The 13945-nt window shown below is 64.6% G+C and carries 13 protein-coding genes; 11 read left to right on the top strand and 2 right to left on the bottom strand.

Annotated features, from left to right (window positions below; genetic code table 11):
• The first annotated feature begins 94 nt into the window (after window positions 1–94).
• Genes HGI47_RS05745 through HGI47_RS05735 form a run of 3 tightly spaced genes read left to right on the top strand, consistent with a single transcriptional unit; the run spans window position 95 to window position 3157 of the window.
• Window positions 95–1501 (top strand): MFS transporter, encoded by a 1407-nt coding sequence (locus HGI47_RS05745; protein ID WP_370521642.1) that lies wholly within the window; start codon window positions 95–97, stop codon window positions 1499–1501.
• Window positions 1488–2549 (top strand): LLM class flavin-dependent oxidoreductase, encoded by a 1062-nt coding sequence (locus HGI47_RS05740; protein ID WP_168851879.1) that lies wholly within the window; start codon window positions 1488–1490, stop codon window positions 2547–2549. Before HGI47_RS05745 ends, HGI47_RS05740 begins: the two co-directional genes overlap by 14 nt.
• Window positions 2546–3157 carry a cytochrome b gene (locus tag HGI47_RS05735; RefSeq protein ID WP_168851878.1) on the top strand — a complete coding sequence of 204 codons (612 nt, stop codon included), beginning with the start codon at window positions 2546–2548 and terminating at the stop codon, window positions 3155–3157. The genes HGI47_RS05740 and HGI47_RS05735 overlap by 4 nt, the downstream gene beginning before the upstream one ends.
• Before the next feature lie 3 nt (window positions 3158–3160).
• On the opposite strand, the gene HGI47_RS05730 is transcribed toward HGI47_RS05735, so the two are convergent.
• A complete protein-coding gene (locus HGI47_RS05730; protein WP_168851877.1) occupies window positions 3161–4399 on the bottom strand; it encodes a serine hydrolase in 1239 nt (412 codons plus the stop codon).
• 196 nt (window positions 4400–4595) lie between these two features.
• Here HGI47_RS05730 and HGI47_RS05725 point away from each other — a divergent pair, with 196 nt between their 5' ends.
• From HGI47_RS05725 to HGI47_RS05690, 8 genes are read left to right on the top strand one after another with little or no spacing between them, the layout of a single operon-like run.
• Window positions 4596–5570: an alpha/beta hydrolase gene (locus tag HGI47_RS05725; RefSeq protein ID WP_168851876.1), complete on the top strand. Its 975-nt coding sequence runs from the start codon at window positions 4596–4598 to the stop codon at window positions 5568–5570.
• Window positions 5567–7066 (top strand): FAD-dependent oxidoreductase, encoded by a 1500-nt coding sequence (locus HGI47_RS05720; RefSeq protein ID WP_168851875.1) that lies wholly within the window; start codon window positions 5567–5569, stop codon window positions 7064–7066. The genes HGI47_RS05725 and HGI47_RS05720 overlap by 4 nt, the downstream gene beginning before the upstream one ends.
• The gene (locus HGI47_RS05715) at window positions 7063–8022 is read left to right on the top strand and encodes a VOC family protein (protein WP_168851874.1); all 960 of its coding nucleotides are present in this window, start codon (window positions 7063–7065) and stop codon (window positions 8020–8022) included. The genes HGI47_RS05720 and HGI47_RS05715 overlap by 4 nt, the downstream gene beginning before the upstream one ends.
• Entirely contained in the window at window positions 8019–9050 is a 1032-nt protein-coding gene (locus tag HGI47_RS05710) for a DUF3089 domain-containing protein (RefSeq protein WP_168851873.1), read from the top strand. Before HGI47_RS05715 ends, HGI47_RS05710 begins: the two co-directional genes overlap by 4 nt.
• On the top strand, window positions 9047–9943 hold the full coding sequence (locus tag HGI47_RS05705) for an alpha/beta hydrolase (protein WP_168851872.1): 897 nt from the start codon (window positions 9047–9049) through the stop codon (window positions 9941–9943). Before HGI47_RS05710 ends, HGI47_RS05705 begins: the two co-directional genes overlap by 4 nt.
• Window positions 9940–11115, top strand: a complete 1176-nt coding sequence (locus HGI47_RS05700) for an MFS transporter (RefSeq protein WP_168851871.1) — start codon at window positions 9940–9942, stop codon at window positions 11113–11115. The genes HGI47_RS05705 and HGI47_RS05700 overlap by 4 nt, the downstream gene beginning before the upstream one ends.
• Before the next feature lie 57 nt (window positions 11116–11172).
• On the top strand, window positions 11173–11550 hold the full coding sequence (locus HGI47_RS05695) for an antitoxin Xre/MbcA/ParS toxin-binding domain-containing protein (RefSeq protein WP_240950012.1): 378 nt from the start codon (window positions 11173–11175) through the stop codon (window positions 11548–11550).
• Complete coding sequence (locus tag HGI47_RS05690) at window positions 11522–12241, top strand: RES family NAD+ phosphorylase (RefSeq protein WP_168851870.1); 720 nt, start codon at window positions 11522–11524, stop codon at window positions 12239–12241. Before HGI47_RS05695 ends, HGI47_RS05690 begins: the two co-directional genes overlap by 29 nt.
• Here the strand turns inward: HGI47_RS05690 and HGI47_RS05685 are convergent.
• Complete coding sequence (locus tag HGI47_RS05685) at window positions 12236–13777, bottom strand: FAD-binding oxidoreductase (protein WP_168851869.1); 1542 nt, start codon at window positions 13775–13777, stop codon at window positions 12236–12238. The genes HGI47_RS05690 and HGI47_RS05685 overlap by 6 nt on opposite strands.
• Between the last annotated feature and the right edge of the window lie 168 nt (window positions 13778–13945).

The raw sequence follows: 13945 nt of genomic DNA, 5'->3' as shown, positions 1-13945 counted from the left end.
AGTGGCGACAACGGGCGGGCGCTGCCGGGCAGCTAGGGCACCTTCGGTATTGATGGTGCATCGGCGTGGGGCCTTGCGCCGCCGGGAGAACGCCGTGTCGGATACAGGGAACAAGGCGCAGGCCAGCGTGTGGGCCATCCGTCTGGGGTCGGCGCTGATTCCGCTGGCCCATGCGGCGGGGCAGAACCTTGTCACCGTGCTGGGCCTGCGGTTCATGACCGACAGTCTGGCCATATCGGCAGGCGCGGCGGGCGCGATATTCGCCTTCGTGAAAATCTATGACGGGTTTGCCGATCCCGCCGTGGGCGCGTGGAGCGACCGGGCAAAGACGCGCTGGGGGCGGCGGTTGCCTTTCCTGTTCGCAGGCGGGATCGCCATGCCGCTGGGGCTGGCGCTGCTGTTCGGCGCGCCGTCATTCGGATCGATCCTGCTGGCGCAACTGTTCGTCACCATCGCGCTGATGATCCACGCCACCGGATACACGCTGCTGACGATTCCGGGCTTTGCCATGCTGGTGGAAAGCTCTGCCGACCCGCGCGAGCGCACGCGGCTGATGGGCTGGCGGTCCTATGGCAATGCCATCGGCACGATGCTGGGGTCCACGCTGCCGACGTGGGTGCTGAGCCAGACCGGGCCGACGCGCGAAGGGCATCTGCTGATCGCGCTGATCGTAAGCGCGGTGGTGTTTGTGGCGACGGTGATGGCGGTGCGGCTCCTGACCAACGCCCCGCGCACCGCGCCGCCGGAACGCGCAGCCGCCGCGCGGGTGAATCCGATGGTGGCGCTGTGGCGGCAGGTGCTGCTGGCGTGGAAGAACGTGCCGTTCCGCATTCTGGCCATCGCCCATGTGTTCCTGCTGTTCGGCACGGCCATCGGGTCCGCGGCGCTGGCGTTCTTTACGCGTATTGGCTTGGGTCAGAAGGACAATGTGCTGGGCACCTACTTCATGCTCGCCACGGTGGCGATGCTGGTCAGCATGACCGGGTGGGTGTGGCTTTCGAACCGACTGGGCAAGAAGACCTGCTATATCGGCGCGCTGGCGCTCTATGCGCTGGTGCAGGCAAGCTGGCTGCTGGCCGTGCAGGGCGAATCCATGCTGCTGATTTCGGTGCGCGGTGCCATCAGCGGGCTGGCGGGTGCGGGGATGATCCTGTGCGCTTATTCGCTGCTGTCCGATGCGGTGCGCTACGACTACGTGACCAGTGGCGAGCGGCGCGAGGGCGCGTTTGCCGGGTTCACCACACTGTTCGACAAGCTTTCGTCTGCCGCCGCCTTGGCGGCGATGGGCGTGTTCCTTTCGGCAATGGGCTATGTCCCTTCGGCCAGCGGCATGGCGGCGGAGCAGGGGCCAAACGCAAGGCTGGCGGTGCTGTTGTGCGTATCGGTGATTCCCGCCGTGTCGATGATGGCGGCTATGGCGGCTATGGCGTTCTACCGGCTCGATGCCGCGACGGTTGAGGCTGCAGAAAACATGGCAGGGGCGACCGATGCAACGGCATGATATCGAGATCGTCGGCCTTGTTTCGCCGTATCGCACCAGCGAGGCGAGCGAGGTGCCGGGGCCATATGACCCGACCTTTGTGGCAGAGATTGCCCGCGCCTATGAAGCGGCGGGCTATGACCGGGTGCTGGTGGGGCAGAACGCCAAATCGGCTGACAGTCTGGTAACGGCAACATGGGTCGCGGCGGCAACCACGCGGCTGAAGCTGATGGTGGCGCACCGCCCCGGCTTTATCGCGCCGACGATGGCCGCGCGCGCTTTTGCTACGCTGGATCAGTTCTCCGGCGGGCGGGCCGGGGTCCACGTGATCACGGCGTTTTCGGATATCGAAACGCGGTGCGATGGCGATTACCTGACCAAGGACGAACGCTATCGCCGCAGCAACGAATATGTGCGGATCATGCGCCGGGTCTGGGCGGGCGAAATGCCGTGCGACCATGAAGGCGATTGGTATCGCTTTGAAAACGCAGGGTCTGAAGTGCGCCCCTTGGCAAGCGGCGTGCCGGTGTTCTGGGCGGGCACATCGCCGCTGGCGCTGCAATTCGGCGCGGAACTGGCCGATGTCTATGCCTTCGGCCCCGGCAGCGTAAGCCAGATCGCGCAGCAGGTCGATACAGTGCGTGCAGAGGCGGCAAAGCATGGGCGCAACCCGCGCACGTCCATGTCGATGCGGCTGGTCGTGGCAGACAGCGATGAAGCGGCATGGGCGCGCGCGGACGATCTGCTACGCGGCATCGTGGCGCGGCAGGCGGCGCATGGCGCGCTGGGCCGCGATCTGGGCAAGGCTGCCGAAGAGGTTACGGCAAAGGCCGCACAGGCCGATGATGCCGCAGCCGATCCATGTCTGTGGACCGGGCTGACACGGGCAACGCAGGGGCGCTTGCAGGTCATGTGTCTGGTCGGATCGCCCGACACGCTGGTGCAGGCCCTGCTGCGCTATCGCGCGGTGGGGATCGACAATTTCCTGATCACCGGGTTCGACTGGCTGGCCGATACGCATTGCATCGGCACGGAGATCGGGCCGGAATTGCGGAGGCTGGCGGCATGATCGAAGGTTGGACACGCACGGCGCGGTGGCTGCATTGGGGCACGGCGCTGGCGGTGCTGGTCGAAGTGCCGGCAGGCTTTGCAATGGCTTGGACCTATCTCGATGGCGTGCGCGGGGGGCCGCTGGCCGGATTGCATCTGCGCGCCAGCCAGGTTCATCACACGCTGGGTCTTCTTCTGCTGGCTTCGGTCATCGTGCGGCTCTGGTGGCGATGGCGCCACCCGGCACCAGCACTTCCAGCGCAGACGTCGCGCAGTGGCGCGCTTGCGGCGCGGGGCGTGCAGGCGCTGCTCTATGGACTGTTGCTGTTGCTACCGCTGACAGGGTGGGCTGCGCTTTCCGCGCTGGGCGCAGGCGCAGGCTATTCCGCACCGCAGATGTGGTTTTTCGGGCATGATGGCTTCGGACCGGGCGGGCTGATTCCGCATATCGTCACCCCGCGCCCGTGGGACGCGCCGGGCATCGTAGGCTACGGCCTTTTTGCCAAGGCGCACGTCTATATGGTCTGGGCAGGAGGAGTGCTGCTTGTGCTGCACATCGGCGGTGCCTTGAAACATCACGTCATCGACCGCGACGGCGTGCTGAAGCGGATGCTGGGGCGGGATTAACCTTTATTTCCCGCCCAACCCCCGGATCAGCGTATTGGGCAGAAAGGCATTGTCCCATTCGGGGCTTCCGTCCTTTGGTGCCGGCGGCGTTGCGCCGACGCGCAGCACGATCAGGCGGTTGCGCGGGCTGATCGCCACCTGCTGGTTCGAATTGCCATCGAACATGAACAGGTCTGGATCAAGGAACGGTTCGCTGTGCAGCACATGCGGACCGAGCATTCCCGGTGCGCCGAACGGGCGGCGCTGGCGGTAAGGTTCACCGATCCAGATGCCAAGACCGAAGTTGGGGTTCTCTGCCGTGCCCTTGCGCATTTCGGCGACATAGCCCTTGGGCAGCAGACGCTTGCCCTTCCACATACCATCGTCGATCAGCAGCACGGCAAAGCGCAGATAGGTATCGGCAGGCATCGTGGCGCAGCAGCCCGAATGGGCAAGGCCGCCGGGCTTGCCCACCCACATCGTGCCGCCCTGCGCGCCCAGCGGCAGCAGCACTTCGCGCGTGACGAATTCGCCATAGCGCATTCCCGTCGCGCCTTCGATCACCATCGCGATCAGGTCGCTCGGCGCGTTGCCATAGGAATAGTGTTTCCCCACCGGGTGCGGCATCGGGTAGATATCAATGATCTTCTCACCGAAATCGGGATGCAGCAGCACGCGGTTATAGGGATGATCGGGGTCTGTGCTGAACCCCTGATCCAGCATTCCCGATCGCATGTCGAGCAGGTAGCGGATCGTGATCTTTTCCTTTTCGGTGCCTTTTGCGCGCGGGATGAAATCGGCAATCGACTGGTCGATGGAGCTGATCTTGCCGAGCGCAAGCGCGCGGCCCACGGCAATCGCGGTCAGTGGTTTGGACAGCGATTTGGATGTGATCGGCGTCTTTTCGGTAACGCCGGGGGCGTACCATTCGGACACCACCTTGCCATCGCGCCAGACCATGAAGGCGCTGCTGTTCATCATCGCGGCATAGGCGCGCGCCTTTTCCAGCGATTGTGCCGAGAGGCCGCTTTTGGTGATCGAGGTCTTGGGCAGTGGCTTCCAGTTCTTCGCGCCGATCAGCGGTTCGGTCGGTTCATATGGCAGGTTGCCGGGATCTTTCAGGAACACGGCCAGACGCGCGCGATAGGTCGCTTCGGCGTCTGGCGTTTCTGGGGCAGGGGCTGTTTGAGCGATTGCAGCAGTGGGGACGGTTGCAGCCATAAGCGCGGCGACCAGAAGGCCGGCCTTTCGTGTTGCATTCATCGAGTTACACCCTTCCTGATTGCCAGCCTGACACTATAAGGCATTGGTATAAATGTGGTTGTGCGATGAACTATGCCGCCCGCCCCCATTTTGCCCATCAATCACCGCAGGGCGGATAGAGCGGCCCACGACAGTCGCGGCAATATGCGGCCTTGGCACTGTGTTCGGGCAACCCCGGACGGGAGCCACCTCTTCAATGCGATATCGTACCGCCGTACTGGCTTTCGCCCTCGCCTGCGCTGCGCCTGTCTGCGCCCAGGGCGCTGATGGTTTGAACAGCACGGTTACCGAGCAGGCACCGCTGCCAGTGTGGCCCAAGGGTGTGCCTTCGATGAAGGGTTGGCCCGGCCTTGCCTCTGTTCCCGTAAAGGAGGAGCTGCGCGAAAATGGTGAGCAGGTGTGGAATGTCACCGTCCCCACGCTGCAACCGTTTCTGCCTGATCCGGCCAAGGCGACCGGCACCGCGGTCATCGTTGCGCCGGGCGGCGGCTTCCGTTTGTTGGCGATCCATCATGAAGGCACGCGCGTTGCCCGCTGGCTGGCGGAGCGTGGAATTGCGGCCTTCGTCCTCAAATATCGGCTGATTCAATCGTTTCCCGGTGAAACCAACGAAGCCATGCGCACGCGCGTGCAAAGCATGGCCAGCGGCAGCGGCGGCATTCCCGGCACGGAAGACGGCACAGAGGCTTTGCGTATCGTTCGTGCCAATGCGGCAAAGTGGGGTGTCGATCCGCATCGCGTGGGAATCGTCGGCTTTTCGGCTGGCGGACACGTTGCGGGCATGACGATGTTTGCAGCCAATGCGGCAGATCGCCCGGACTTTGCGGGGCTGATCTATGGCATGCCCTTCGGCAATCCAGAGCCGGTGATTCCGCCAGCCAACCTGCCGTTTCCCGAAGGTACGCCCAAGGAGCCGTGGCTTCAACCCAAGCCAAAGCCCGCGCCGGGCCGCCTGCCGCCGATGTTTCTGGCAATGGCGCAGGATGATCTGGCCGTGGGGCAAGGCTTCCGTGCCTTTTATGACAAGCTGTTTGGCGCAGGGTATCGCCCCGAAATGCACCTTTACGAACGCGGCAGCCACGGGTTCGGCGCGGCGCAGCGCGGCACCACATCTGATCTCTGGCTAGAACAATTTGGCCGCTGGATCGCCACGGAGATCAATTCCAAATGACTTTGAACCGTCGCCAATTTGTCGGAACCGGTGTCGCTGCGATTACCGCGCTGGGCCTTCCGCGCATGGCATTGGCCGCTGAAAGTGCCGATGTGGTCATCATCGGTGCCGGGCTTTCCGGCCTGCACAGCGCCGAATTGCTGACCGAGCAGGGTCTGAAAGTGATCGTGCTCGACGCCAACAACCGTGTCGGCGGGCGCGTGCAGACGGTGCAGACCAGTGAAGGCATGATTGATGTGGGCGCAAGCCAGGTTGGCCGTGGCTATGCCCGCGTCATCGATGCCTGCCAGCGCTATGGGCTGAAGCTGATCAGCGAAGACCGCGATCTGCTGGCGTTCGGCACGCACTTTTCCGGCCAGTGGATCGACAACAAGGCGTGGGATGCAAATCCGCTCAACCTGTGCGTCGGCGACGAACGCAAGATCGCGCCCAGCCTGATGGGGCAGCAGCTTGCCGCGAAGTATAATCCTTTGCAGGAACTGGACGACTGGCTCGACCCGCGCTTTGCCGAATATGACATTTCCTTGCGCGAACTGCTGAAGCGCAAGGGGCATAGCGCGCAGGCCATCGAACTGGCCGCTTATTCCGCGCCCGGCATCGGCATTGATGAAACATCGGTCCTGCGCATGTGGCAGGAAGAAGTGCGCGGCCGCTTTGAACGGCGCATGGTCGAAGCGGCATCGCAAACCGAACAGGGGCCGAAGCGCGATCATCCGTTTGGCGAAGCGAACGATCACAGCTCAGTGAACGGCCTGTCTGCGATCAACAACATCGTCGGTGGGACCAGCGCCCTGCCCAAGGCGATGGCGGCGAAGCTGGGGGATCGTATTCGCCTTGGCAAGCGCGCCATGACCATCGCACTCAGCGACAAGGGCGGCACCGTGACATGCAGCGATGGCAGCGTGTTCAACGGGCGTTTCCTGATTTCGGCCATCCCGTTTTCGATGCTGCGCGAGGTGGAGATTACCGGCACCGCCAATCCGGTCATGCGGCAGGCAATCACAACCATGCCCTATGCCAACACCGCGCGGATGTACGTCACCGTCGAACGGCCCTTCTGGAAGGACGATGGCCTGCCGCCCTCGATCACCACCGATGGGCCGATGGGCATGTTCTGGGCTATAGACAATCACACTGGCGAAGGCGCGCATCGCGGCATGTTCGTGCTGGTCGGGCGGACGGCGCAGGCCATTTCGGCGCTTGACCGGGCAGAGGCCGAAGCGATGCTGCTGGCGGAACTCGCCCGCCTGCGCCCCGCATCGAAGGGTGCGGTGCGCGTGGCGACGTGGAAAGACTGGCTGCGCGATCCTTTGCAGCGCGGCTGCGGGTTCAGCCTTGCGCCGGGGCAGGTCAATGCCTTTGCGCGCGATATGACAAAGCCCTGGCAGGTCATGCATTTTGCAGGCGAGCATACCCGCCGCAACGATTATGGCATGGAATCGGCAATGGAAAGCGGTGAGCGCGTGGCCATCGAAATTCTGGAGCGCACGGCATGAGCAGGGCAGCGCTCGACAACGGGTTCGAAGATGTCATCACCATCGTGGCCGACGCTGAGGCCACCGCCGCGCGGCTGAAAGATGCGCTGGGTTATGAGGAGGAATCGCGGGGGCTGCCCGATGCCAGCTTCCTTGCCCTGCACGATATTGAGCCTGCCGATGGCTGGCGCGAGATTACGGTGATCCAGCCACAGGCCGGGCGTGGGCGGATGCGCCTGTTGCAGGCCCCCGGCCCGGTGCCGCGGGTTCGCCGGATGGGCGCGCGTCCGTGGGACGTGGGTGGCTTCTTTGACACTTCGCTCCGCTCGCTTGGCCCGATCGACGATCTGATGGCGGCGTTCTGCCGCAACGGCTTCATCGCCCACGCACCGGTTGCGCGGTTCGTGATGGGCGATGTCGAAGTGTTCGAAGGCGCCGTGCAAGATGCCGATGGGCTGTGCTTCGCAATGGCAGAGCGCATCGCCCCACCGCTGACCGGGTGGGAACATATTCACGGCCCGGCCAGCAATCCGTTCAACTCGGTAATCGTGGTTGACGATATGGACGCCGGGCGGCGCTTCTTTACCGAAGTGCTGGGCTGGAAGATCCTCGTCGATGTGCCATTGACGCACAAGGATGGGCGCAACGTCATGGGCCTCCCGCTCGACATCGCGCGCGAAAAGGATGTGGTCGTGGTGATCGTGCAAGAGCATGGGCGGATGGAAGGTTCGGTCGAGCTGATCCATTACCCGTGCGAACCGCTCGATTTCCGGGCCGACAAGCCGGACTGGCGAGGCCTCGCATCGCTGTGCTTCCCGGTCAGCGATCTGGCAGGCGTGCTGTCGCGGGCCGAAGCGCACGGGGCACAAATCGGTGCTGCGCGGCCCGTCCTCTGGGCTGATGGGCGCACGGTGAAAGCAGGCTGGATCATGACGCCGTGGGCCGCCCGACTGGTGTTTTTCGAGGAGCAGGCGTGAAGCTGCGCACCCTTCTTGCAGCCGCGCTGGCGGCGCTGGCCACGCCCGCTGTGGCAGAACCTGCCGTGCCCGATTATGCCCAGCTCCAATATTGGAGCGTGGTTGAAGGCCTGCCGCAGGGGGTGGTGGCTGCCAAAGCGCAGCTTCCGGTCGATGTCTTCTGGATTCACCCTACGACCACCCGCTCGCAGACCGATTTCAATCACGATCCGCTCGATCCGGCGGTGCTGAAGTGGACCGAGGAAAGCGCGGTGCAGCGGCAGGCGAGCGCCTTCAGCGCCTGTTGCCGGATATTCGCCCCCCGCTATCGCGCCGCGACGACCAAATCGCTGATGGACCCGGCCAACCGCGACAAGGCGTTCGCGCTTGCCTATGCCGATGTGGAACGCGCGTTCGACTGGTATCTGGCGCATCAAAACAAGGGCCGCCCGTTCATCATCGCCGGGCACAGCCAGGGCGGCGCGCACACCGCGTCGCTGCTGGAAAAGCGGATCAGGGGCACGAAGCTCCAGCGCAGGATGGTTGCGGCCTACGTCATCGGCATCAATCTGATGGAAGGCGATCTGACACCGCGCCTTGGCGGCATCCCCTTCTGCAACAGCCCCGCGCAGACCGGATGCTTCGTGCAATGGAATGCGGTGCTGGCAGGCAGCGATACCGGGCCGACGCTGGCCGCCTATGCCAAGGCCTTTGCCGATCAGAACGGCGGCAAGGCGGGCGGACAGCCGCTCTGCGTTAACCCGGTGACGTTTGCAAAGGCCCGCCCGCTCTCGCTTTCGGCTGAGGCGAAAGGCGCGGTTAGCGGCGATCCCGGCTTTGGCCCGATGCAGGCTTTGCGCGCGGGCGCTGTGGCTGCGGAATGCCGGGATGGGTTGCTTACCGCATGGCCAGCGCCGGGCCTTGGGCTAAAGCCGCTGCCGGGCGGATCGATGCACTATCACGATGTCGGCCTGTTCTGGGCTGACATTTCAGCAAATGCAGTGCAACGCGCAAAGGCGTGGCTCCAGAAGAACAGGGCGTCTCGATGAACCTTACCCGCCGCAATCTGCTGATCGCCGGTTCCGCATCCCTTGCCACGTCACGGCTTGGCGCAATGGGGGCGAGGCCGGTGGCAGAACGCCAGTTCACCCTGCCCGGTCCCGATGGGCGCGAGATCAGGATCAGCGAATGGAAGCCGCGCGGCAAGGCGAAAGCGCTGGTGCTGTTCAGCCACGGTGCAGCGTCGTCACCGCGCTTTTATGAGGCGCTGTTCGGCCCTTGGCTGGCCGCAGGATTTCACATCCTTGCGCCGCTGCATGTCGATTCTACCGAACATCCGCGCAACAAGGATTTCCCCGGCCTTGCGAGCTGGAAAGCGCGGATCGAGGATATGCGCGCGCTTTCCGCCCATGTTGGCCAGCGCCCGTGGATAGCGGCGGGGCATTCCTATGGCGGGCTTGTGGCGCTGACGCTGGGCGGCGCTGCGGCGGTTGCGCCTGAGGGCATCAGCGGGCCGCTGGCCGATGCCAATGCCCGCGCGGTCGTGGCTTTCAGCCCGCCCGCGCCGATCCCGGTGCTCTGCACGGCAGAAGGCTATGGCAAACTGGCCGTGCCCGCGCTGATCCAGACCGGCACCAAGGACATCGTGCCCGGCATCACGACCACCGACGTCGAAGGCTGGCGCGGGCATCTGGTACCTTATGACGCCGCCGCTGCAGGCAACAACCGGTATGGCCTCGTGCTCGAAGGGGTGGACCACTATTTCGGCGGGGCGATCTGCCGCTACGATCTGCCGGGGCCGAAGCAGTTGGATCGCCTGGCCGATGCGGCGCGGATTTCCGGCTTGTTCATCGATGCGCATTGCCGCCGTGATGGCGCGGCGCGCGCCCGGCTGGACCGGCTGGTTAGCGACGCGCTTCCGGTGCGGTTGCTGCACAAGTGATCGCCAGCCCACAGGCCCGCGCCGAACTTCGCTCCGGCTGGCTTGTCGTTCTGGCCGCCGCGCTGGCCATCGGCGTGGGCACGATGGGCATCGGCTTCTATTCGCTGGGGTTGTTCGTGCAGCCCTTGCAGGCCGAATTTGGCTGGAGCCGCGCCGAAGTTTCGGGGGCGGCCACGTTCCAGCAGTTCGGCATCTTCCTGTCTGCGCCGCTGGTCGGGTGGCTGGCAGACCGCTGGGGCGCACGGCCCATTGCGCTCCTCAGCTTCATCGCCACGCCGGTGGCTCTGTTTGCCTTGTCGCGCACAGGTTCGTCGGTTGTCATGTGGGACGCCCTATGGCTGCTGGTGTCGCTGGCAGGAGCAGGCACCACACCGGCGATCTGGGCGCGGATCGTTTCGCTGCGCTTCGATGCGGCGCGCGGGCTTGCGCTGGGCCTGATGCTGATGGGCACAGGCACGGCGGCCATCCTTGCGCCCGCGCTGCTCGGCCCGGTCTTTGCGCAAAGCGGCTGGCGCAGCGCCGTCATCATCATGGCGGCGGCCACGCTGGCGATTGGCATTCCCGCCAGCCTCTTGGTCGGCACGGCAGACCGCCCCGCTGCGGGGGCGAAGGCAAAAGGCCGGTTCGAGGTCAATCGCCAGACGCTGATCCTCTTGGTCATCGCCTTCCTGCTCGGCCTGATTGTGGCCGGGCTGATCGTGCATCTTGTGCCGATGCTTGTGGATCGCGGAATGCCCGCGCCTGCCGCCGCGCAAGTTGCGGCGGGTGTGGGCGTGGCGGTGCTAGTGGCCCGCATTGTCGTGGGCTACCTGTTCGACCGGTTTCACGCGCCTTATGTCGCAGCGCTGTTCCTGCTCTCGCCCGTCGTTGCTGCGCTGCTGCTGTGGAGCGGCGGCCCGGTGGTGCCTGCCGCGCTGATGCTCGGCCTTGCTGCCGGTGCCGAGGTTGACATGCTCGCCTATTTCACGGGCCGATACGCTGCGCTGGCCAATTACGGCGCGACGTATGGCGGCGTGCTGGGCGTGTTTTGCCTCGGTGCAGGGCTGGGGCCGATGGCCTTCGGCAAGGTTTACGATGCCTTGGGCGGATATGATCTTGCGCTGGTGTCATCGGCGGTGGTGCTGGCAGGCGTGGTTCTGTTGATAGCCACGCTGGGGCGATATCGCGCCTGACGCCTTCTTGCATTTGAGCGATTTTGTGCTATATCGTTCATTTGAAAGGAGCCGCGCATGATGGCCAGCTTGGCCCAGACCCGCCGCAGCGATGCCGATGTGCTGACCTCTGCCCTTGCGCGGATCGCGGCCTTCTGGGATTTCAGCAATGCCAAACTGGGTGCGGTGCTGGGGCTTTCGCCTGCCACCGTTTCGCGCCTCAGATCGGGGCGGAGCACGCTCGATCCTGCGTCAAAGGCGTTTGAGGCGGGGCAATTTCTGCTGCGCCTGTTCCGCAGCCTCGATGCCCTGCTGGGCAGCGATGATGCCGCCGCGCGCCGCTGGCTGGAAACGCGCAATGTCGATTTCGATGCCCGCCCGATCGACATGATCGATACGATGCGCGGCCTCATCACTTTGTGCGATTATGTGGACGCCCACCGCGCTCGCGTCTGAACGGCGGGACTGGCGGGGTGAAGGCTGGCGCGTGGTAGAGGCGCAGCATCGCATCTCCACCAATCGTCTGGCGCAGACGGCCGAGGAACAGGCGCAGCTCGAACTGCTTGCCGATGCGGTAAAGCCGCTGCTGCCCCCTGAAACGCGGGGGCTGCATTATCTCCTCGCCTCACCGTTTCGCTATGGCCATGCCAGCGCCAGCCGCTTTCGCCGCGCCAATGAACGTCCGGGCATCTTCTATGCGGCAGAGGCGGAGGCGACCGCGATTGCCGAAACGGCCTATTGGCAGTTGCGCTTTTTCAGCCGCTCACCCGGCTTCGTGCCGCCGACGACCACCAGTGAACACACCAGCTTCACCGTCCAGCTCGCCACGGGTGCTGCGCTGGACCTGACGCAAGCGCCCTTTGCCAGCGATCACGCGCACTGGACCGATCCAGTGGATTATACGACGTGTCAGGACCTGGCCGCCAGCGCGCGCGAGGCGGGCGTTGCGCTGATCCGCACGCCATCGGCCCGCGATCCGGGGCAGGGGTGCAATCTGGTGGTGCTTTCGCCCACAGCCTTTGCCAGCCCTGAACCGCGCATCCGCCGCACTTGGCATTTGCGCGTGGAGGATGGGCGGTTGATGGCGCTGGCGGCGTTCCCGGCGACGGAACGGTTTGCCTTCACCGCAACGCAGTTCGGCTTATAGGCCAAGCACGCCGGGGTTCATCAGGCCCTTGGGGTCCAGTTCGCGCTTGATCGCGCCCAGCAGGCTCTTGGCCGGTGCGGAAAGGCGCGACTGATAGGGATAGGCGCGGCCGATTTGGAAGTGGCCCGCGCCGAATTGTTGCAACAGTGCAACGATCGCTTCCTTCACCTCGTCGGCATAGGCCTTGGCTTCGGCGTTGGCCGGAAAGTCCTTCAATCCGGCGATATAGGCAGCATCAAGCGTGGTCAGGTGATAGCTGGTGCGCGCATCGGGCCAGTAGAGCGCGATTTCATAGAGGAAGCCCGATGGCCCGACGGGTGAAAACATCGTGCCGGTCCACACGCCCAGCCGGTCCATGTCGGCCTTACGCTCTGCCAGCAGCGCGTGGAACGCAGCGTTGAAGGCCACAGCCTTGTCATGCGCGAATACGCCGTGGATCGGCACCCAGCGTTCACCGCCGGGGCCAAGGATGTTGAACAGCGGCGCGAAGGGGACCGACCGCACGAAGGTGGGCACCGTATTGGCGATTTCGCGCCCGTGTGCGCTTACCACGCGGCGCAGTTGCTTTGCCTTGTGGCGCGCATCTTCGGCGTCGAAACCTTCGACAATGAAGTGGCACATATAGGCGCCTGCGCGCATCGGATTTTCGCCCGCCAGCCCCATGCGCACCAGCGTGGCAAGGCCTTTCAGCTTGTCGGGCGCTTTCTGCATCACCTGCAGCGCGATCTTCAGCCGGTTGGCAAGCCCTTCCTGCCGCGCGATCTGTCCTTGCGACAAAGCCAGATCGAGGCCGAAGTGGCTGTCATCCAGCTTGGCGATCTGCGCCAGCCGCACACCGGCGTGGTAATCGGCGAAGCTGTCGAACGCGAAGGATACGGTCTCGGCGTGCTTCAGAACCGGCAACAGCGGCAGGCGGATGCGCGCCTTGATGCCGAAGACGCCGCAATCGCCGGTGAACAGTCCGGTCATATCCGGGCCGTAAAAGCGCATGGCGTCGCAGGCGTTGGTGGTCAGGAGTTCGCCGCTGGCCAGCACCACGTCGAAGCCGATCACGGACTGCGCGGAAATGCCGTGGGCGGTGCTGCCGTGGCTGAGCGTGTTCTGGCTCATCGATCCGCCCACCGTGGCGGCAAGGCCGGAAAACGGCCCCCAGAACGGTGTGCGCAGGCCTTTGGCTTCCAGCGCGGTTTTAAGGTCCGCCCATGTCACGCCCGCGCCAACGGTGACGACGGCGTTGGTTTCGTCGATCACGATTTCATCGAGCGCGCCGGCATCGATCAGCACATGCCCGCCCTCAGGCCGGATATAGCCATCGGTATAGGACGCACCGCCGCCGCGCGGCACCATCGCCACGCCCGCGTCTGCGCAAATCCGCACCGCGTGTTGCAGCGCCTCTACCGTGGCGGGGCGTATGGCGGCCAAGGGCAAGCCACCTGTGCGATAAACATCATTGGCGAAATAGCTCAGCCGATCCACGCCAGTCTCGACCGCTGCCGTGCCCAGCGCCTGCCGCAGATTGTCGAGAAGATCGGTCATTTCGTGTGTGCCCTGAATGAATGCGTTCGGCTTCTCTTGCCACGACGCAACGCCTTACGAAACCGGCGCGGCGTTGTATCCGGCCAGCGGACATCGGTGCCTTGCAGCATGTTGTGCGTGACGGTTGAAGCATTCTCCGCTCACGTTTCCGAACTGCACCTAGATGCA

Source organism: Novosphingobium sp. ERN07 (assembly GCF_012641335.1).
GTDB lineage: Bacteria > Pseudomonadota > Alphaproteobacteria > Sphingomonadales > Sphingomonadaceae > Novosphingobium.
Note: the sequence above shows the minus strand (reverse complement) of the source record. Positions and strands in the feature narration are given on the sequence as shown.

What these genes read in the sequence shown, in the direction of transcription:
- HGI47_RS05740 (WP_168851879.1), top strand. Translation starts at nt 1,488, where the DNA reads ATGCAACGGCATGATATCGAGATCGTCGGCCTTGTTTCGCCGTATCGC.
- HGI47_RS05735 (WP_168851878.1), top strand. Translation starts at nt 2,546, where the DNA reads ATGATCGAAGGTTGGACACGCACGGCGCGGTGGCTGCATTGGGGCACG.
- HGI47_RS05730 (WP_168851877.1), bottom strand. Translation starts at nt 4,399, where the DNA reads ATGAATGCAACACGAAAGGCCGGCCTTCTGGTCGCCGCGCTTATGGCT.
- HGI47_RS05725 (WP_168851876.1), top strand. Translation starts at nt 4,596, where the DNA reads ATGCGATATCGTACCGCCGTACTGGCTTTCGCCCTCGCCTGCGCTGCG.
- HGI47_RS05720 (WP_168851875.1), top strand. Translation starts at nt 5,567, where the DNA reads ATGACTTTGAACCGTCGCCAATTTGTCGGAACCGGTGTCGCTGCGATT.
- HGI47_RS05715 (WP_168851874.1), top strand. Translation starts at nt 7,063, where the DNA reads ATGAGCAGGGCAGCGCTCGACAACGGGTTCGAAGATGTCATCACCATC.
- HGI47_RS05705 (WP_168851872.1), top strand. Translation starts at nt 9,047, where the DNA reads ATGAACCTTACCCGCCGCAATCTGCTGATCGCCGGTTCCGCATCCCTT.
- HGI47_RS05695 (WP_240950012.1), top strand. Translation starts at nt 11,173, where the DNA reads ATGATGGCCAGCTTGGCCCAGACCCGCCGCAGCGATGCCGATGTGCTG.
- HGI47_RS05690 (WP_168851870.1), top strand. Translation starts at nt 11,522, where the DNA reads ATGTGGACGCCCACCGCGCTCGCGTCTGAACGGCGGGACTGGCGGGGT.
- HGI47_RS05685 (WP_168851869.1), bottom strand. Translation starts at nt 13,777, where the DNA reads ATGACCGATCTTCTCGACAATCTGCGGCAGGCGCTGGGCACGGCAGCG.